Here is an 18,860-nt window from a genome sequence, read left to right on the forward strand (position 1 = left end):
CGCCACTTCACGCGAATCATTCGGGCAACACGATACGTTCGATCTTGCCGACGATAAATACATAAGACAGCGCCCCGATGAGCGCGAGAGACCCGATGAACACCAGCGCCGATTCGAAGTGCCCGTCCTTGACCAGCATGCCGATCACGATCGGCACGACAATGGCCGACAGATTGCCCATGAAGTTGAACATTCCGCCGGTCAGGCCAATCAGGCTCTTCGGCGCGAGCGCCGAGACAAATGCCCAGGTGATCGACGCCATGCCGTTACCGAAGAAGGCCAACGACATGAACAGAATGACGGCGGTCTGGTCCTGCACGTAGTTGGCGCCAATGATCGATGTTGCGAGCACCAGTCCGGAAACGATAGGCACCTTGCGCGCAAAACCGACCGAAAACCCGCGTCTGAGCAGGAAGTCCGACAGGAAACCCGAACACAGAATGCCGACATAGGCCGCGAGGAACGGCACCGACGCCATGAAGCCCATCTTGATGGTCGTCATTCCGCGATACTTGACAAGGTAGGTCGGGAACCACGTGAGGAAGAACCACAGGATCGACGACAGGCAGAACTGCCCGATAAACACGCCCCAGATATTGCGGTTCTTCAGCACGTGTTTGAAATCGGCCCAACCGCCTTTGCGGGTGCCGCCCTGCTCGCCGGCATCGACCAGACCGCCGCCCTGCCGGATGTAATCGAGTTCGGCTTCGTCGGCCTTGCTGTCTTTCGGATCGCGATAAAAGATAAACCACACGATGCTGTACACCACACCTGCGGCGCCCGTGAAGAACAACATGCCGCGCCAGCCGAACGTCGCCTGGATATAGACGAGCAGCGGCATGAAAAACGCAATGCCGACAAATTGCCCGGAGGTGTAGAACGCAATCGCCGTGGCGCGCTCCCGTTCGGGAAACCACGTGGTGACGACGCGGTTATTGATCGGATACGACGGCGCTTCGAACGTGCCGAGCATCACGCGCAGACCGAACAGGGCCGAGAAACCGTTCACTGCCGCTTGCAGACAGGTCGCCACCGACCATCCGCACAACAGGATCGCATAGAGCACACGCGGCTTCACACGATCGACGAGCATGCCGCCGGGAATCTGCAGAATCGCGTACGACCAGCCGAACGCCGAGAAAATCAACCCGAGTTGCACAGCACTCAGATTCAGATCGCGTCCAAGCAGCGGCGCCGCCAGCGAAAGATTGCTGCGGTCCATGTAGTTGACGGCGATGCCGAGGAATAGCAGGAAACCGACAATGAAACGTTTTTTCGTGCTTTTGGCCGCGACCGCTGAACGCGCCGGCCCGGTGCTCAAGGTGGAAGTGCCCTGGAGTTTCATCAGCAGTCCATTTGATTGGGTGGCCTGCCGCACGGGCAGGCGTCTGCCAGTCCTGCCCGCATCGAAGCGCCGGGAACGCTGGACTGGTGCGCGCAATTCATCAGGCGTTACGTGCGATGCAACGACAATGAAGCGTCACGTTTCGCGTGTTCGTCGGCATTCGCGGGCACGGTCATCATCAGGATCACCGAGAGCAGCAAACCGCCCGCCATGAAAATATACGAGGCCGCAGGACTGCCGGTGAGGCCGTTCAGATAACCCACTACCCATGATCCGAGGAATGCGCCGAGCGCGCCACAAGCGTTGATAAGACCGATCGCGCCGCCCAGCACGTTGCCCGGAATCAGCTCCGGCACCAGTGCGAAGAATGGGCCATACGGCGCATACATCGTTGCGCCCGCAATGACCAGCAAAACGAACGAAATCCAGAAGTGCGAACCACCGATCAGATAGGACGCAACGAACGCAATAGTCCCGGCGAGCAGCAGCGGCCACACGAACAGCTTGCGATTGCGCGTCTTGTCCGAAAGCCACGAAGCGAGCAGCATCAGGATGATCGCGGCGAGATAGGGCACGGCGGCGAGCCAGCCGACCGAGACGATATCGATCGTCGAGGCAGCCTTGATGATCGACGGCAGCCACATAATGAAGCCGTACACGCCGATGCTCCACAGCGCGTGAATCGCGCAGAACTTGAGCACGATCGACGAACGGAACGCCGCCTTGTAATTGCGCACCGGCGCGATATGGGCTTGCTCGGCCGTCAGACGTGCTTCGAGTTCGATCTTTTCTGCGTCGCTCATCCAGGGCGCGTCGGCCGGACGGTCCTTCACCGTGAACCACCAGACCACCGCCCATGCGATCGCCGGCAGGCCTTCGAGGATGAACATCTCGCGCCAGCCGAAGCTGCGAACCAGATAACCGGACACCACCGACATCCACAGCACCGTCACCGGATTGCCGAGAATCAGGAACGTGTTGGCCCGCGAACGTTCACTGCGCGTGAACCATCGGCTGATATACATCAGCATCGACGGCATCACGGCGGCCTCCACTACGCCGAGCACGAAGCGCAACGCCATCAGCATCGGAATATTGCTTACCATGCCGGTCGCCGCCGCGCACAGTCCCCACAGAATCAGGCTGAAGAAGATCAGCTTCTTCACGCTATTGCGTTGTGCGTAAATCGCGCCGGGCACCTGAAACAGGCAGTAACCCAGAAAAAACAGCGAGCCGATCAGTGAAGACGTACCGTGCGAGATGCCGAGGTCCCGGTCGATTCCGGCTGCAGCAGCGAAACCGTAGTTCGCGCGGTCGAGATAGGCGAGGCTATACGTGATGAAGATGATGGGCATCAGATACCACCATCTTTGAGTTGCTACGGGTTTGACGCTTTCCATGATGTCTCCGGATCGGTACGGCGCACGAACTATCTGGCGCGAGTGGTTATTTGTTTTGCTCGACTCGCGTGAACCTGCATTTAAAGAACGGCCAGCCAGCCGCCGTCGACATAGATGATCTGACCGTTCACATAGCTCGATGCCGGCGAAGCCAGATACACCGCCGTGCCGACGAGTTCTTCCGGCTTGCCCCAGCGTTGCGAAGGATTGCTGCTCTTGACCCACGCGTCGAAGGCCGCGTTTTCGATCAACGGCTTGTTCATGTCGGTCAGGATGTAGCCCGGCCCGATCGCGTTCGCCTGAATGTTCGAGGCCGCCCACTCGGCGCTCATGGCGCGGGTCAGCATCTTGATGCCGCCCTTCGCCGCCGTATACGCACCGACTGTGGCGCGCCCGGCTTCGCTCGTGAGCGAGCCGATGTTGATGATCTTGCCGCCCGTGCCGCGCGCGATCATGCGGCGTGCGGCCTGTTTCGCGACGATGAAGGCGCTCGTCAGATTGGTGTCGATCACGCGCTGCCAGTCGCTCAGTTCGAGCTCGACGAGCGGCTTGCGAAACTGGATGCCGGCGTTGTTGATCACGATGTCGACCTGCACGCCGTCTTTGTCCCACTGCGCGAACGCTTCGGCGACGGCGCTTTCGTCGGTCACGTCGAAGGCGCGGCCTTGCGCCTTGAAACCCTTGCTGCTCAAACGCGCGGCCGCTTCGGCGACCGTATCGGCGCGTGTGCCGTTCAGGATCACGTTCGCACCGGCAGCGGCCAGTCCCTCTGCGAGCGCGAAACCGATACCGCGCGCCGAGCCGGTAACGAGCGCCGTGCGGCCGCTCAGATCGAATAACTGTGTCATGCGTTTTTCCTTTCGACGTTCAGAAACGAGGCGCGAGTGCGCCCCTCGCGATGCCGATGACGGTCGCGATGAAATGGGTTACGGAGATCGCTACGCAGGTTGGTCGTTAGCAGTCCGGTTCAGCAGAGCGCGATCCTCGAAGTCCTGCTCGGCGCGTTTGATGAGCGTGAGCACCGCCTCTTCTGCCGCCTCGGGATCGCCCTTCTCGATCGCGACGCACAGTGCTTCGTGCATCGGCAGCGAACGGGCCGGCCCTCCGGCAATTTCGGAACTGAGTTCGAAACTGGTGCGCAGAATCGCCGACAGCGCGTTCTGCATCTGCTGGACGAACTGGTTGTGGCAGGCAATAAGAACGGCGCCGTGAAACGCGAGGTCGGCGGGAACGTATTCGCCGTGGCCGGCGACCGCGCGCTCCATTGCCTTGAAAGCGCGCCGGATCGCAAGGCGGTCTTCGTCAGTCGCGCGTTTCGCGGCAAGCCGGGCTGCGTTCGGCTCGATGATCATGCGCAGCTCCATCAGATCTTCGATGAGGCCAGGCTCGACGGCGCTCGCACGCGCGCGCCACATGATCACGTCCGGGTCGAACAGTTGCCATTGCGCGCGCGGCAGCACCACCGTGCCGTAACGGCGGCGCACCTGCAGCATGCCCTTGGCGGAGAGCGACTTCATCGTCTCGCGGATGGTGATGCGGCTCACCTGCATCTGCTCGGCCAGAACCGGCTCGGCGGGAAGAATGTCGCCGGGCATGAATTTGCCTGAACAGATCTGCTCGCCCATCTGATTCAGGACCTGCCTGTGCAAAGTTGCCACGATTTGCTCTCTATGTCATACGTATGATGTAGAAAGATAGGCGTGAGGAGGTATCGTGGCAATACGGGTTCACCCGTAGTGCTGGCCGGAAAGGGTTGCCGGTGGGGAGGTAGCCGGAATTGGAGGGGGTGTCGCGGTGGGGGGAATGCCGCAGTGAGAGGGGTTGCTGTGGTGGAAGGGGGCGCTGTGGTGGGAGTGGTTGCCGGCGCAGAAGGCGCCGGCAAACGCGCTGCGGCTTCGGCAGGCGCCGAGCAGCGCGCGCCGTGAGGCGCGAGGCACACCCCCACCCTTCCCCTCAACCCTTCGCGATGTGCGTCTCGGAGATCGCGCGAACGTCGATGCGGCGCGGCAGAATAGCGTCGCGGTTCGCGCTATCGGCGACTTTCTGAAGCGCGGCGATATCCGCCTCGGTCACGAAGTGCTGTTTCAACGACGCGCGCTGCGTGATCTGCCTGGCGGCTTCGAGCGGCGAGCGCGTCAATGCCGAGTAAACCTGCGCGTAGGCATCGGGGTTCGCAAGCGCCCAATCACCCGCGCGTTGAAACCGGAGCAGAACGTCCGCCATGGCCGCGCGTTTGCGCGCGTCCGCAAGCGCGGCACCCGATGCAGTGATGAAACCGAGGCCACTATTGATGCCCGACCCATCACGCAAAATGCGCGCGCCGCGCTGGACAGCGATGCCGTAGTACGGATCGAACGTCGCCCATACGTCGATCGAGCCGGAGGCGAACGCGGCAAATGCATCGACGGGCAGAATGAAACGGACCTGGACATCGTCCTTCGAGAGTCCGGCTTCAGCGAGCGCACCATACAACTGGAATTGCGAAATGCTGCCGCGCGCCGACGACACGAACACAGTGCGCCCCTTCAGATCCGCCACCGTGCGAATCGGCGAATCGCGTGGCACCAGAATGCCGAGTTGCGCGCCCGAACCCACTCGCGTCGCGACGATCTTCAAAGTTGGATCGCCGACAGCCGCCGCAAGCACAGGCAGGTCGCCCGCTGGAGCAAGATCGACCGCGCCTGCACGTTGCGCCTCGAAGAGCGGCGCCGCGCCCTGGAAGTTGGCCCAGCGAAATGCGTAGGGCGTGCCGTCGAGTACCTTCGCCGCTTCGGCGAGCGCCCGTGTGCCACCGGCCTGGTCGCCGAGCACGATCGTGGTCGACGCCAGATCGGCGGCCTGCACACTGCGTGAATGAAGCGCGCCGGTTGCGGCGAGCGCCGGAACCGCACTGAGCAGTTTCAGCGTACGCCGCCGCGCGGAAAGAGACGTGGAAACAGATACGGCCATATGTCCTCGCTTGCAATATGTCTGCAAGCGTAGCGATCAGGACGCTCCGTGAGAATGATTCAATTCCGATATCGTTATCTCGACCGGGCAGCTATCTTTTTCACCCACGCACGAACCTGTCGCCTACGACTTCGTGAATATGCCGCGATAGCCGCCGTACATCGACAGAACGATCAGCGCGCTGACCAGCGGCGTCACCAGCAATCCGCGCAATAAAAGCGGCGCGAAAGTGGCAAGCCACACATCGACCGCGATGGCAATGCCGAACACCGACGCGACGCGCCAGTTACGCGCCACGGCACGCAGACTCGCCGCCATCGCGTTCAGAGGCGAAACGTTGTTCAGCACAACCAGCGCCGGCGCGAACCATACCAGCGAAGCCGCGACCGCATAGGCCAGCAGATTGAGCACCGGTTCGAGCGCATTGCCCGTGCCGTTATGCGCGCCGTAGACGATCGTCAGATCATGCACGCCGTTCGATGCAACCGATGTCCTCATCGACACATGAAACGCCACAAACGCGATCAGGTGACCCGCATAGGCAACGGCAGCGCCGCACTGCCCGATCGTGATCAACGCATTGCGATGCACGTTGACGGCTTCGATCGTCTCGCGGATCGACCACGGGCGCGCGTTGCTCGCACGTTCCTGCATCAGCACCAGGCCGGCAGCGAGGACCGGCCCGACGAGCACCGCCAGCACGCGCAACGGCGGCGCCAGTTCGAACAGCGTCACCAGATCGGCGCAACCGAGAATCGCCACGAACCACAGCACAGGATTCGCACGAGCGATACGCATCCCTTCCGCGAGCCAGCCTCCAACGCTTTGCACGCCGACCACACGACTATCCGGATAGCGCAGCCAGGACGCAGGTTGCGGACGTGCCGGAACTGCCGTACCGCCTGAATAATGCATATTCATGACCGTTTCCTTTTCATCGAATGAGGAGAGCGACGTCTGCCAACCTGCGCCGTGCTTCAGGCGGATTGCCCTTCGTCGAGTCGAGCAGTAATGAGAGCGAGTTGCCGCTGAACGTAGCGAACCAACGCGCGCCACGTGATGCGCGTTAGCCACAAACACAGCCATAAGCCGACGATGCCGGCAACCAGCATCGCGAATCCGTAAATCATCGCGCCGATGCCCGAGCCGTGCGACCCGACGATCACGAGGCCGTCTGAACCGTCCTTGATCGAAATGTGGTCACGATCGAACACGACCGAATCCGACCCGCTGCGGATCGCCAGACTCTTGCCGCCGCCATCCGCGCCCTGCACGAAGGACACATGGTCGCCGTGATTCCTGATGTCCCACGCCATCGACTTCGCGCCGGTTCCGATGCGCGCGACCGAGATCTTGTCCCCTTCGCCATCCTTAAGATCGAGCGCGATGATGTCGGCGGATGCGATAGACCATGTGCCGTCCGGGTCGACTGTGAACAGATCGCGCGCGCCGCCGACGGAATTGATCTTGAGCTTGCCGTTGTCGTTCTTCACGTCGATCGGACCGGCACGCGTCACGACCGAAATCCGTCTGGCTGCATCCGGCCGCAGCAGGAAGCGGTCGCCGACCACCCGGAATACCTTCATATTCGCGGTTGCGAGGCGCGGGTCGCCTTGTACGGAGGTGTCATCCGCGTCGTCTTTCGCGGCGCTGTCGTTGCCTTTGCCACTCGCGTGCTGATCCGATATCCAGTCACTGTTCTCGAAGGTGAACGGCACCGAATGGAACGACGGCCACCCGAACAGATGATGACTGCCGAGCGCGATCACCGTCACGAGCCCGGCAACGGTCAGCGCGCCGGAAACCACGTAGCCGATCGTCAGCATCAGCAGATAGACCATGAACGGAATCAGCAGGAACAATTGCAACAAACCGAGCCCCGCGATCGATGCGACCACCCGCATCAGATTGCCGAACGAGCGCCGCGTTTCCCACTGGCGAAATGTCGCCTGCGCCTTCAGCTCACGTGCGAGCTTGACCGGGTCGCCGAGCGCGGCGACCACCTCGGCCTCACTGCGGCCCGCTGCAAGCGCGTCGCCAAAGTACTCGCGATAGTCGGCGACGATTTCGTCGACCACCTGCTTCGGCAAACTCCGCAGCTCCTGGCGCAATTGCTGGATGAATGCGTCCTGCGTCATTGCTTTTCCCCTGTTCCTGAGGGCGTGCCGGACAAGGCCAGCACACCGTTGACTTCATCGACAAAACTGCGCCATTCGCTTTGCATTTCCGCCAGGCTGCTGCGGCCTGCCGCCGTCAGCGAGTAGTACTTGCGCGGCGGCCCCGAGCTGGATTCGACGAAATAGGTCGACACCCATGCCTCGGCCTGCAGCCGGCGCATCAATGGGTAAATCGTGCCCTCGCTGATTTCCATGGTTTCGGAAAGCGTCGAGACGAGCTCGTACGCGTAGCTGTCGCCGCCGGCGAGGACAGCCAGCACGCACATGTCGAGGGTTCCCTTCTTGAGCTGCGTTTTCATTCAATTCCATTACATTAGCGTGCATGGCACGGTACCTTGCTATGCACTGGTGCGGAGCGCACCGATCCGCTTGGTGACGAACGAACTCTAGCATTCAGTATTGTTTAATGCAAGGTACTGTTTTATGCACAGGACACGCCAACTCACCGGGCAGGCCGTCCGATCATTCGCCGCGTTAATACAAAGGATTAGAAATCAGACTTTTACTTATTGTTTTTGGCTTCCGATAAAGGCACCAGGCCATGCGCGCAATGGCTGCGTTCATCCACTGAAACCGCCATGCACCAAGGAGAAACTCATGACGTCCTCTCGTCTCGCGGACACGCCACCGCCACTGCCAGGAGATGGCACCCCGGCCAACATGAAAAAGATCGCGGTGGCGAGTGTGATCGGCACGACCGTCGAATGGTATGACCTGTTCGTGTTCGCCACCGCCTCGGCACTCGTCTTCAACAAGGTGTTCTTTCCCGGCTTCGTCCCGTTGGTGGGCACCTTGCTGGCGTTCGGCACGTTCGCCTCCGCCTATCTCGCGCGCATTGTCGGGGCCGCCCTGTTCGGCCATTTCGGCGACCGCCTCGGACGCAAGGCGATGCTGCTGGTCTCGCTCATCATCATGGGCATCGCGACGTTCTCGATCGGGCTACTGCCGAATTACGCATCCATCGGCATCTGGGCGCCCATTCTGCTGCTCACCTTGCGCGTCATTCAGGGACTCGCGCTCGGCGGCGAATGGGGCGGCGCCGTGCTGATGGCGGTGGAACACGCCCCTGCCGGCAAGCGCGGACTGTATGGCTCGTGGGTGCAGATCGGCGTGCCTGCCGGCACCCTGATCGCCAATCTCGCGTTTCTGGTCTGCAATGCCACGTTATCAAACGACGCCCTGCTCTCCTGGGGCTGGCGCATTCCGTTCCTGGCAAGCGCATTGCTCGTGGGGGTCGGGCTTTATATCCGTCTGAACACATCGGAAACGCCGTCGTTCCGCAAGATCAAGGAGGCCGACGCGCAGGTCAAACTGCCGATCGCCGAGGTCCTCACCCGATACTGGAAGCAGGTTCTGCTGGGCGGCATCGCAACGATGTCGACGGGCACCTCGTTCAATCTGATCGTCGCTTTCGGACTCACCTATGGGACACAGACGCTGGGCTTCTCACGCGGCGCGATGCTCTCCATTGCACTGATTGCCTGCGCGCTCTGCATCGTGTTGTTGCCGGCCTTCGGCAAGCTATCCGATATCGTGGGCCGCAAGCCGGTGATCATCGGCGGCATCGTTGCCGAGGCCCTGCTCGCTTTTCCGCTTTTCTGGCTGCTGGATACGCGCGAGTTTCCGTTTGCGCTGCTCGGCTATCTGCTGATGATGACCGCCTTCGCCGCGAACTATGGCCCCATCGCCACCTTCCTCGCGGAGCTGTTCGGCACCGAGGTTCGCTACTCCGGCCTGTCGGTAAGCTATATGCTGTCCGGGCTGCTCGGCAGTGCGGCCACGCCGATTGTCACCACCGCGCTGTTGTCGGCTACCGGCCGCGGTTCGTCGGTGGCGTGGTACATGATGGGCTCGGCGGCTGTTTCGGTACTCGCGCTCGTGCTGCTCGCGGAGACACTGCGCCGCGATATCTCATCCGCGGCGCGCGCCAATGCCGCCACCGCGAGCCTTTCGTGAAGACCTGATATGAAAACGGAAAATGCCGCTCTGATGCAAGCCACGCCAGACTCATCCTTACTGCGCAGCCTCGAATCCGTCAGCTTCCCGACACTCGGGCACTTCATGGAAAACGGCTTCGCGGACCATCGCCTTCGTGCGATGGTCCCCAACGTGAAGGTGATCGGGCGCGCGGTGACGCTCAAGCTGCTGTCGCCCGACGCCATTCCCGTGAACCGCGCCCTGTCGCAGCTCAAACCCGGCGACGTGCTGGTGATCGACATGAGCGGTAACCACTCGCATGCGCCGGTCGGTGCGGTCACGGCATGCGCCGCGCTCAACGCCGGCGCAAGAGGCGTCATCGTGGACGGCGTGGTAACCGATCTCCTCGAACTACGCAGCACGGGGTTACCGGTATTCGCGCGCGGAACGTCATTGCTGACGACCAAAAAGCGCGACACGATGTCGAGCCTGTTTAACGAGCCCGTGGTGTGTGGCGGGGTCGTGGTGCGCCCGGGCGACATCGTGCTGGCGGACGACAACGGCGTGCTGTTCGCCGAAGCGTCGGCCCTCGCCGCCGTGATCGATCCGGCACTGGCCTCGGACCACGCGGAGCCCGCCTTACTGGCTCGGCTTAACGCCAAGGCGCCGCTCCACGAAGTCCTGCAATGCTTCACGTCGTAAAGTATTCACGCCGCTAATGATCAGCATTAGAACAATCAAGTTGACGGACACTGACGCGCTAACGAACACTACGTGCACGACAGCAAGTGAGAACCTGGGAGTCTTCTGAAATGCAATCCACACCCACATCCGATCGCATGAGCGACAAGCCGGCGCCGATCGGCGCCGAACAGCAGGTACGGGAAGAACTGGCGGCGCTCTACCGGCTGGCCGCTCACTTCCGCATGACCGACATGATCGACACGCACATCACGGCGCGCCTGCCCAGCTCGCCGGGTGAGCCGCCGGCATTTCTGATCAATCGCTATGGCGTGCTGTTTCACGAAATGCGTGCGTCGGACCTCGTGAAGATCGATCATCTCGGCAACGTCATCGACGAGCGGGCGCACAGCGACCCGGCGTTGTTTCGCGTGAACGCCGCGGGGTTCACGATTCATTCGGCCATCCACGCTGCACGCGACGATCTGCATTTCGTGATTCATACGCACACGGCCGCCGGAACAGCCGTATCGGCCCAGGAGCAGGGGTTGCTGCCGATCAGTCAGCATGCGTTGAAGTTCTACGGCAAGCTCGCCTATCACGATTACGAGGGTATCGCGCTCGAACTCGGCGAGCGCGAGCGTCTGGTGCGCGACCTCGGTTCCTGCAAGGCGATGATCCTGCGCAACCATGGCTTGCTCGCGGCAGGCGCCACGGCAGCCGAAGCGTTCCACGAGATCTATTTCCTCGAGCGGGCCTGTCAGGCGCAAATCCAGGCGCTGGCCGGCGGCAGCGCGCTGCGCATCCCGCCGCGGGAAGTGTGCGAGTTGACCGCGAGCCAGTTCGCTCGCGACGACTCCGCGGGAATTTCGGAGTTGGCGTGGCGCGCGGCGTTACGGTTGATCGACGACCCGCAATCCGACTACCGCAGCTAAGCCCGTTTTCCGATTCGATGCAATGACCAAACTCGTTCTGATGAGCCGTGACTACAACATGTCACACCTGGCACAGCCGATTCTGCGCGCCGCCCCTGAATTCGATGTCGTGATGCACGGCGAGCACGCCGCCGCCGACGCTGAAATCGCCGTGTGCTGGAACCCGCCGGCCGGTGCATTGGCGGCGCTGCCGAAACTGCGGCTCGTGCATAGCATCGCCGCGGGCGTCGACAACATTCTGTCCGATCCTGCCCTGCCCGCCGTGCCGCTGTGCCGGGTCGTCGATCCGCAACACGCACGCGGAATGAGCGAGTTCGTCACATGGGGGGTACTGCACTTTCATCGTCAACTCGACCGCGTGCTCGCCAATCAGCGCCTCGATCGCTGGTTCCGCCACGATCAGCGCGATGCGTCCGAATGCTCAGTCGGCATCATGGGACTGGGAGAAATCGGCAGTCGCGTCGCCACGGATTTGCAGCGCTTCGGCTTCGCGGTGCGCGGCTGGGCGCGCAAGCCCCGTGAACTGCCGGGCGTGACGACCTTCGCCGGTCCGCAGGAATTCAAGTCATTCCTTCGGGGGACGGACATCCTCGTGTGTCTCCTGCCGCTCACGCACGAAACCCGCTGGATTCTCAACGCGAACACGTTCGAACACTTACGGCCAGGCGCGAAACTGATCCACGTCGGCCGAGGCGAACATCTGGTGCCCGCGGATCTGATCGCGGCGCTGACGAACGGGCACATCGGCGGCGCGATCGTCGACGTGTTTCCGACCGAACCGCTACCACCCGAAGATCATTTATGGCGCGCGCCCAATCTGATCGTGACGCCGCATATGGCGTCGGTGGCCAGCTCGGAGACGATCGGCACACAAGTGGCGCACAACGCGCGCAGGCTGATCCGCGGCGAACCGCTGCAGAACGTGGTCGACGTTACGCGCGGCTATTGAGCGAGGTTGTGGAGCGCAGCGTGAGAGAAGTGGCGCAGAACGCGCGCAGGCCGATCCGCGGTGAACCGCTGCAGAACGTGGCCGACATGACGCGCGGCTGTAGAGCGTTGCGTTAGCCGCCAGCACCTTCCGCCTGACCGTCGATAAACACATTCAAAGCATCGATAAACGCGGCTTCAGCGGCGCTCAACTTACGGTCCTGTGACCACAGCATGTAGATATCGAGGTCAGCCACGCCTTCATCCGGCGGCAGCCGCTGAAGGCGGCCTTGAGCGATGTCGTCGCGTACGACGTGTTCCGGCAGGCAGCCAATGCCGAAGCCCGCGAAGATAAAACGCCTCACCTCGGTCATGCTCGACGATGAACCGACCACGCGCCCGGTGAAGCCCATCTCGTCACGAAAGAATGTGAGCGGCGACAGGTGGTCGCCCACTTTGTCGCCGGTGAAGGAGACGAACTTCTCGCCGGCAAGATCGGCGACCCGAAGATCCTCGCGCCCAAAGAGCGGATGATGACGTCCGCAGAAAAGCGCATACCGTTGCCGCAGAAACACGCGGCTATCAACCCGTTTAGGCAACGCGCGCCGCGGCGTCAGTCCGAGCGTGGCGGATTTTTGCTGGAGACTGTTCACCACATCGGCGCTGCGCATTTCCTGGCTTTCGAGTTCAATGCGCGGATACGTGCGATGGAACTCCGCGAGAAACGTGTCGTAGGCCGGAAAATCGATGCCGCTGACGGTACTCACGCGCACCATGCCGGAGATATCGTGATCGCGATCCACCTCGGCAAGCGAGAGTCGCGAAATCGTGCCATAGACGTCTTCAGCAATCTGCTTCACTTCGATGCCGGCCTGCGTGACCTCGATGCGCGGACCGTGGCGATCCACGAGGCGCAGTCCCAACTGTTCCTCCAGCCGGCGCAACGCCTGGCTCACGGCCGGCTGCGTCAGATGCAGCTTCGTCGCCGCGCGACTCACGCTGCCCTCTTTCGCAATGGCGAGAAAAGTCCGCAGCAGGTTCCAGTCGAGGCGGTCGTTCAGATAGGTGTCCGGGCGGTCTTTGCTCACGATGAGGCTCACTGTTTTCATCATCCGCCAAAATTATACTTAGGATTAGAATTAGAAATTAGACTTATCATTTTTGATTGCGGATAAAGGCATCACGACCAACCCGACGCGGCCCTCTCGCCGCGGCTTCAGGAGTGTGTGATGCTAAAGATCAATGGTGAGCGGCTCTGGACGAGCCTGATGAACATGGCTGCGGTCGGCGCCACGGCAGGCGGCGGCGTGCGGCGTCTCGCATTGACCGAACAGGATGCGGCAGGCCGGGCGCTTTTCTCGCAATGGTGCGTCGACGCCGGGCTTACATTGTCGGTCGACCAGGTCGGCAATCTCTTCGCAAGGCGCGCCGGCAAACGAAACGACGCTGCGCCCGTAGCAAGCGGAAGCCACCTCGACACGCAGCCCGAGGGCGGCCGCTTCGACGGCGTCTATGGCGTACTGGCCGCACTCGAAGTGGTCCGCACGCTGAACGATGCGGACATTCAAACCGACAAGCCCATCGAAATCGTCGTGTGGACCAACGAGGAAGGCGCGCGCTTCACGCCGGCCATGCTCGGTTCGGCGGCCTTCACGGGCGTCATGCCGCTGGCCCAGGCATTGAACACGCGCGATGCGGCAGGCACATCCGTCGAGCAGGCATTGCAAGCAACAGGCTATGCCGGTGCGCGCGCCGTGCCCGGCATCGTCTTCGACGCCTATTTCGAGGCGCATATCGAACAGGGTCCGGTGCTCGAGGAAAGTGGCGTGCCGATCGGCGTCGTCACGGGCGGCCAGGCGATTCGCTGGCTCGATGTGCGCGTGCGTGGGCAGGCTGCGCACGCAGGCACGACGCCGATGCAGTACCGCCGCGATGCGCTATTCGCGAGCGCGGAAATGGCCGCGGAACTGGAGAGCATCGCGGCGGAGTTCTTTCCTCAAGGTCTCGCCACCATCGGCGAGTTGCACATACGCAATGCATCGCGCAATACGATCGCGGCGGATCTGTCGTTCACGGTGGATCTGCGCCACCCCGACGACGCAATGATCGAAAAAATGGAAGCCGCGCTGCGCGAGCGCTTCGAAGTCATTGCAAAGCGCCGCCGCCTCACCGTCGAGGTGGAGCAGCATTGGGTCAGTCCGGCTACGCCGTTCGACCCGCACTGCATTGCTGCCGTCAGCAACGCGGTGGAGACGCTGGACTATCCGCATCAACGCATCGTCAGCGGGGCCGGCCACGACGCAATTCATCTCGCGAAGCATTGTCCGACTGCGATGATTTTCATCCCCTGTGTCGACGGCCTGAGCCATAACGAAGCCGAAGACGCGTTGCCGGCGGACGTCACGCGTGGCACGGACGTGCTGCTTCACGCGATGCTGGCACGCGCGGGAAAGGCCGCATGAACGCTCATCCAACGCCGCGCCCGCCAGGCATCCGGCGCACATGGCTCTTCGTACCCGGCAATCAGTCCGGGGCTCACGCAGTCGCGCTGCAAAGCGGTGCGGATGCCATCGTCGCCGACCTCGAAGAGATGACTTCGCCGCAAGACCGGCCGCAGGCACGCGAACGCATTGTCACGCTATTGCGCGAGGCGGCTCGCGCCGGCACGTTCGGTTCGGTGCGGATCAACAAACTGGAGCACGACGGCCATGCCGATCTCGAAGGCATCATGCCCGGCACCCCACGGGCGATTTTTCTGCCGCACGCGGAAAGCGCGGCGCAACTGGCCGCGCTCGACGATGCGCTGGCCGTCATCGAGCGCAAGCTGGGCATTCCGGAGGGCTCGACGGAGGTGGTTCCAGTTATCGAATCCGCGCAGGGTCTGGTCAATCTGGGAGCGCTACTTCAGGTGGGTGCACGGATAAAGTGCTGCATGCTGGCGGTGGAAGACCTGGCGGCGAATCTCGGCGCCCGCCGTACGCCGGGCGGTCACGAACTGCTTTACGCACGCAGCCGCTTTCTGATCGAGTGCGTTGCCGCCGGCTGCGTGCCGATCGATCTCCCTTGTACGTACCGGTCGGCGCAGGTGCTTGGACAGGATCTGGACATCTCCACGCAACTCGGATTCACGTCGAAAAGCGTCGTGTTTCCCGAACACGTGCCCGCGATTCACCGCGCGCTGACACCTTCCGCGGAAGACGTGCAGGCCGCGCGTGCGCTCATCGACGCGCATGCCGCGCAGCAGGCGAATTCCCCCTCTGCCGGTTCGACATGGATCGACTACCCGGAGCGCAATAACGCGCAACGCCTGATCGCACGTGCCGCACGCCTCCACGCCTTTGACGAAAGCGGCAACGCATAAGCGGGGCGAGCATTAGCCGCCTTGATAGTGAAGATTAAAAATGCGAATTTTGCGGGCGTATTTCGGCGACCGATAAAGACGGCAGTCAAGCCAACGCTGTTCGTCCATCAACAGGATTCCCCATGTCCCATTCTGAACAGACTCATCAGCCGGTGCGCGCCGCCACCGCGGCTTTTATCGGCACGGCCGTCGAGTTTTACGACTACTACACCTATGCGACCGCCGCCGCGCTCGTTCTCGGCGAGGTGTTCTTCCCGAGCAGCAATCACTTTCTCAGCACGATGGCGTCGTTCGGCACGTTCTTTGTGGGCTTTATTGCGCGCCCATTGAGCGGCGCGGTGTTCGGGCATCTCGGCGACAAATTGGGCCGCAAGAAGATGCTGCTGCTGACCATGTTTCTGATGGGGATCGCCACGACCGGCATCGGCCTGCTGCCCGGCTACGCCAGCATCGGCATCTGGGCACCGATCTCGCTCGTGCTGCTGCGAATTCTCCAGGGCATTGCCGTAGGCGGCGAATGGGGCGGCGCAGTATTGATGGCAAGCGAGCATGCGCCAACCGGCCGCAAAACGTTCTTCGCATCGTTCCCGCAGATGGGCAGCCCGGCCGGCCTGATTCTTTCGCTCGTGTCGTTCCGGCTCGTCACTTCACTCGATCACGCAAGCTTCGTTGCCTGGGGCTGGCGCCTGCCGTTTCTCGCCAGCTTCGTGTTGCTCGTGATCGGCATGGCGATCCGTCTCGGCGTGAAAGAGTCGCCCGAGTTCGAGCAGCTTCGCAAGAATCGCGAGGTGCTGAAGTCGCCCGTCAAGGAAGTGCTGAGCACCGCGTGGTATCCGATCGTCATGGCGGCGATGGCGACGACGATCGGCTCGGCCGGGTTCTTCTTCACCAACACGTTCATGATTTCGTATGTCACCGGTTACCTCGGCATGTCGAAGTCGTTCATTCTCGATTGCCTGTTTGTCGTGACCATCATCCAGTTGGCGTCCCAGCCGATTTCGGCGCTGCTGGCTCAACGTGTTGGCGAAACCCGCTTTCTGACCTGCGCCGCGGTGCTGTCCATGCTCACGCCCTACCCGATGTTCCTGCTCGTCAAGACGCAGAATCCTGTCGCGATCGTGGCGGGCATCTCGCTCGCGGTGGTGGTGCTGTCAGCTGTCTATGCGGTCATCGCCGGTTTCATGACGCCGGCATTTCCCACGCAGGTCCGGTACTCCGGCATTTCAATCGCCTATCAACTGTGCGCGACGATCGCCGGCGGGACGACGCCATTGATCGGTACGATGCTCGCGCAGAACTACAAAGGCGAGTGGTTGCCGCTGGCGATTTTCTTCAGCGTGCTTTCGGCTGTGTCGTTGATGGGAATCGTGGGGCTTGGGCGTTATCGAAAAGGGATACGTTCGGAGGGATCTGCTGCGGTGCTGGCTAACTGAGGGTGGCCGAAGTGGGCTCATGAGCCAGTCCGATTTCGGCATGGATCGCGAACCGAACCAGCACAGCGCCGCAAATCGAAGTCGCGGCACTAGCGCGACGAGCGGCGAACCGAGGTCAGGAGACCAGAGAGATGAGCCGCTGATCGACGTCAGGCGGCTAAAGCGACGCGCCCCCGCACATCACGATCTGCTGCCCGGTAATCGCACCCGCATCGGCGCCGAGCAGGAAGGCGGTGAGCCCCGCCACCTCCGACGGTTTGACGAAGCGGCCGATCGGCGGCAATTTAGGCGGTGTTCCGGCACGCGCGGGATGGTTGAGTAGCGGCGTATCGGTGGCGCCCGGCGCCACCACATTGACCGTGATGCCACGCGGCGCAAGTTCGGCGGCCCAGGACCGGGCCATGCCGACCAGCGCCGCTTTGGTCGCGGCGTATTGACTGCGGGTCGCCGCACCGTTTGCAGTGCGGCTGCCGATCAGCACGATGCGGCCGCCCGCGGACATCTTCGGCAGCAACGCATTGGCGAGAAAAGCAGCCGCGTCGACGTGAATCCGCCACATCGCCGCACCATCGTCCGCGGCCAGTTCGCCGAGCGGCGCGGTACGCATGAATCCGGCCGCATGCACGAACGCGTCGCAAGCGCCGATTGCATCCAGAACCGGTTTGAGCGCGGTGAAGTCCGTCACGTCGACGGGCACGATACTTAAACGTTCGACCGTTTGCGTTGCCGGTGTCCGGCACAGGCCCGTCACGCGCCATCCCTCTGCGAGCAGACGCTGAACGATCGCCTCGCCGATTCCAGACGACGCCCCCGTCACCACCGCATGCTTTTGCACAACAGATTCCGCTGTCACTCCGTGTCCCCTCGAAAATCGGTCGCGGAGAAACGTCGCGGATGTTTATCGAACCGCCGCGGTTTCCACCGTCACCTCGCCTCGTTCGTCGAACAAGGCCAGTTCCTGCGGCTCTGCCGCGTTATCGGTAATCAACGTCCAGTCGCGCTCGAGCGGTGTCCAGTGTTGCTGGCTCGCGCGGCCGAGTTTGTCGGCGGTGACCAGCACGAACACGCTCGCCGCCTGGCGGATCACGCATTCCTTCAGATACGCCTGCTCGGCGGTCGCCTCACACAGACCGCGCGTGGCCGTCACGCCGTCGGCGCCGAGAAATGCCTTGTCGAAACTCAGGCGGCTTAGCGCGAGCTGCGCCAGCGGCCCAAGCGTGCTCATGCTCGACGAGCGGATATCGCCACCGATCAGCGTCACCCGCACCTTGCTCGAAGCAAGCGCACCGACCACCAGCAGGTTATTCGTCACGACATGAATCGAACGATGCCCGGCCAATTGCCGCGCAAGCGCCGCCGTGGTCGTGCCGCCGTCGAGAAACAGCGTGTCGTCCTCCTGGACATGCGCGAGCGCCGCGCGCGCAATCGCATCCTTCTGCTCGCGAAAGCTCTCGCTGCGCTCGTCGAGCGACGCTTCGGGTTCGTGAGCGCCAACCGCCGCCGCCCCGCCATAGGTGCGCAGGATCTGCCGGCCTTCGGCAAGCGCCCGCAAATCGCGCCGCACGGTCGCTTCGGACATGCCGAAGTGCTCGCACAGCGTCCCGACATCTGTCATCCCGCCCAGCACAGCGTGAAGCATCGCCTCGCGGCGTTTCGCAACTTTCATGGTTTTGGATCGGAGGAACCGGTTAAGCGACAGCGCGCCATCGGCGCGCGAAAAAGTGTGCCTAGTGTA

Annotated in this window: 18 protein-coding genes; 7 read left to right on the forward strand and 11 right to left on the reverse strand. The window is 62.3% G+C overall.

The features are described 5' to 3' along the window. Positions 1-16 precede the first annotated feature (16 nt). From ACOSV0_RS34220 to ACOSV0_RS34255, 8 genes are all read right to left on the reverse strand, one after another. Positions 17-1,345, reverse strand: a complete 1,329-nt coding sequence (locus tag ACOSV0_RS34220) for an MFS transporter (protein ID WP_434112180.1) — start codon at positions 1,343-1,345, stop codon at positions 17-19. 107 nt (positions 1,346-1,452) lie between these two features. Further along, complete coding sequence (locus ACOSV0_RS34225) at positions 1,453-2,745, reverse strand: MFS transporter (protein ID WP_434112182.1); 1,293 nt, start codon at positions 2,743-2,745, stop codon at positions 1,453-1,455. 80 nt (positions 2,746-2,825) lie between these two features. Beyond that, positions 2,826-3,593: an SDR family oxidoreductase gene (locus tag ACOSV0_RS34230; protein ID WP_434112184.1), complete on the reverse strand. Its 768-nt coding sequence runs from the start codon at positions 3,591-3,593 to the stop codon at positions 2,826-2,828. Between the two features lie 90 nt (positions 3,594-3,683). After that, positions 3,684-4,403 (reverse strand): FadR/GntR family transcriptional regulator, encoded by a 720-nt coding sequence (locus ACOSV0_RS34235; protein WP_434112187.1) that lies wholly within the window; start codon positions 4,401-4,403, stop codon positions 3,684-3,686. A 295-nt stretch (positions 4,404-4,698) separates the two neighbouring features. Then, positions 4,699-5,694 carry an ABC transporter substrate-binding protein gene (locus ACOSV0_RS34240; protein ID WP_434112189.1) on the reverse strand — a complete coding sequence of 332 codons (996 nt, stop codon included), beginning with the start codon at positions 5,692-5,694 and terminating at the stop codon, positions 4,699-4,701. A gap of 123 nt (positions 5,695-5,817) precedes the next feature. After that, on the reverse strand, positions 5,818-6,615 hold the full coding sequence (locus ACOSV0_RS34245) for a BPSS1780 family membrane protein (RefSeq protein ID WP_434112191.1): 798 nt from the start codon (positions 6,613-6,615) through the stop codon (positions 5,818-5,820). A gap of 56 nt (positions 6,616-6,671) precedes the next feature. Further along, complete coding sequence (locus ACOSV0_RS34250; RefSeq protein ID WP_434112193.1) at positions 6,672-7,832, reverse strand: DUF1700 domain-containing protein; 1,161 nt, start codon at positions 7,830-7,832, stop codon at positions 6,672-6,674. After that, on the reverse strand, positions 7,829-8,170 hold the full coding sequence (locus tag ACOSV0_RS34255; RefSeq protein ID WP_172313504.1) for a PadR family transcriptional regulator: 342 nt from the start codon (positions 8,168-8,170) through the stop codon (positions 7,829-7,831). Before ACOSV0_RS34255 ends, ACOSV0_RS34250 begins: the two co-directional genes overlap by 4 nt. 298 nt (positions 8,171-8,468) lie before the next feature. Between ACOSV0_RS34255 and ACOSV0_RS34260 the strand changes: the two genes are divergently transcribed. The 4 genes from ACOSV0_RS34260 (at position 8,469) to ACOSV0_RS34275 (ending at position 12,353) form a co-directional block, all read left to right on the forward strand. Then, positions 8,469-9,827, forward strand: coding sequence for an MFS transporter (locus tag ACOSV0_RS34260; protein WP_434112195.1), 1,359 nt, complete (start codon positions 8,469-8,471; stop codon positions 9,825-9,827). A 9-nt stretch (positions 9,828-9,836) separates the two neighbouring features. Then, entirely contained in the window at positions 9,837-10,490 is a 654-nt protein-coding gene (locus ACOSV0_RS34265) for an RraA family protein (protein ID WP_434112197.1), read from the forward strand. A gap of 137 nt (positions 10,491-10,627) precedes the next feature. Continuing rightward, complete coding sequence (locus tag ACOSV0_RS34270; RefSeq protein WP_434115982.1) at positions 10,628-11,404, forward strand: class II aldolase/adducin family protein; 777 nt, start codon at positions 10,628-10,630, stop codon at positions 11,402-11,404. 22 nt (positions 11,405-11,426) lie between these two features. After that, positions 11,427-12,353 carry a 2-hydroxyacid dehydrogenase gene (locus tag ACOSV0_RS34275; RefSeq protein WP_434112199.1) on the forward strand — a complete coding sequence of 309 codons (927 nt, stop codon included), beginning with the start codon at positions 11,427-11,429 and terminating at the stop codon, positions 12,351-12,353. A gap of 112 nt (positions 12,354-12,465) precedes the next feature. Here the strand turns inward: ACOSV0_RS34275 and ACOSV0_RS34280 are convergent, their stop codons facing one another. Beyond that, positions 12,466-13,419 (reverse strand): LysR family transcriptional regulator, encoded by a 954-nt coding sequence (locus tag ACOSV0_RS34280; protein ID WP_434110116.1) that lies wholly within the window; start codon positions 13,417-13,419, stop codon positions 12,466-12,468. Positions 13,420-13,560: 141 nt separating this feature from the next. Between ACOSV0_RS34280 and ACOSV0_RS34285 the strand changes: the two genes are divergently transcribed. The 3 genes from ACOSV0_RS34285 to ACOSV0_RS34295 all read left to right on the forward strand — a co-directional run bounded on the left by ACOSV0_RS34285 (position 13,561) and on the right by ACOSV0_RS34295 (position 17,125). Then, a complete protein-coding gene (locus tag ACOSV0_RS34285; RefSeq protein WP_434112201.1) occupies positions 13,561-14,793 on the forward strand; it encodes a Zn-dependent hydrolase in 1,233 nt (410 codons plus the stop codon). Beyond that, entirely contained in the window at positions 14,790-15,692 is a 903-nt protein-coding gene (locus ACOSV0_RS34290; RefSeq protein WP_434112203.1) for an HpcH/HpaI aldolase/citrate lyase family protein, read from the forward strand. Before ACOSV0_RS34285 ends, ACOSV0_RS34290 begins: the two co-directional genes overlap by 4 nt. A gap of 122 nt (positions 15,693-15,814) precedes the next feature. Next, the gene (locus ACOSV0_RS34295; protein WP_434112205.1) at positions 15,815-17,125 is read left to right on the forward strand and encodes an MFS transporter; all 1,311 of its coding nucleotides are present in this window, start codon (positions 15,815-15,817) and stop codon (positions 17,123-17,125) included. A 157-nt stretch (positions 17,126-17,282) separates the two neighbouring features. Here the strand turns inward: ACOSV0_RS34295 and ACOSV0_RS34300 are convergent, their stop codons facing one another. Then, positions 17,283-17,978, reverse strand: a complete 696-nt coding sequence (locus ACOSV0_RS34300) for an SDR family NAD(P)-dependent oxidoreductase (RefSeq protein ID WP_434112208.1) — start codon at positions 17,976-17,978, stop codon at positions 17,283-17,285. A 45-nt stretch (positions 17,979-18,023) separates the two neighbouring features. Further along, positions 18,024-18,791, reverse strand: coding sequence for a DeoR/GlpR family DNA-binding transcription regulator (locus ACOSV0_RS34305; protein WP_434112210.1), 768 nt, complete (start codon positions 18,789-18,791; stop codon positions 18,024-18,026). Positions 18,792-18,860: the final 69 nt, after the last annotated feature.

The sequence above is a fragment of the Paraburkholderia caffeinilytica genome, assembly GCF_051027425.1.
Taxonomy (GTDB): Bacteria; Pseudomonadota; Gammaproteobacteria; order Burkholderiales; family Burkholderiaceae; genus Paraburkholderia; species Paraburkholderia caffeinilytica_A.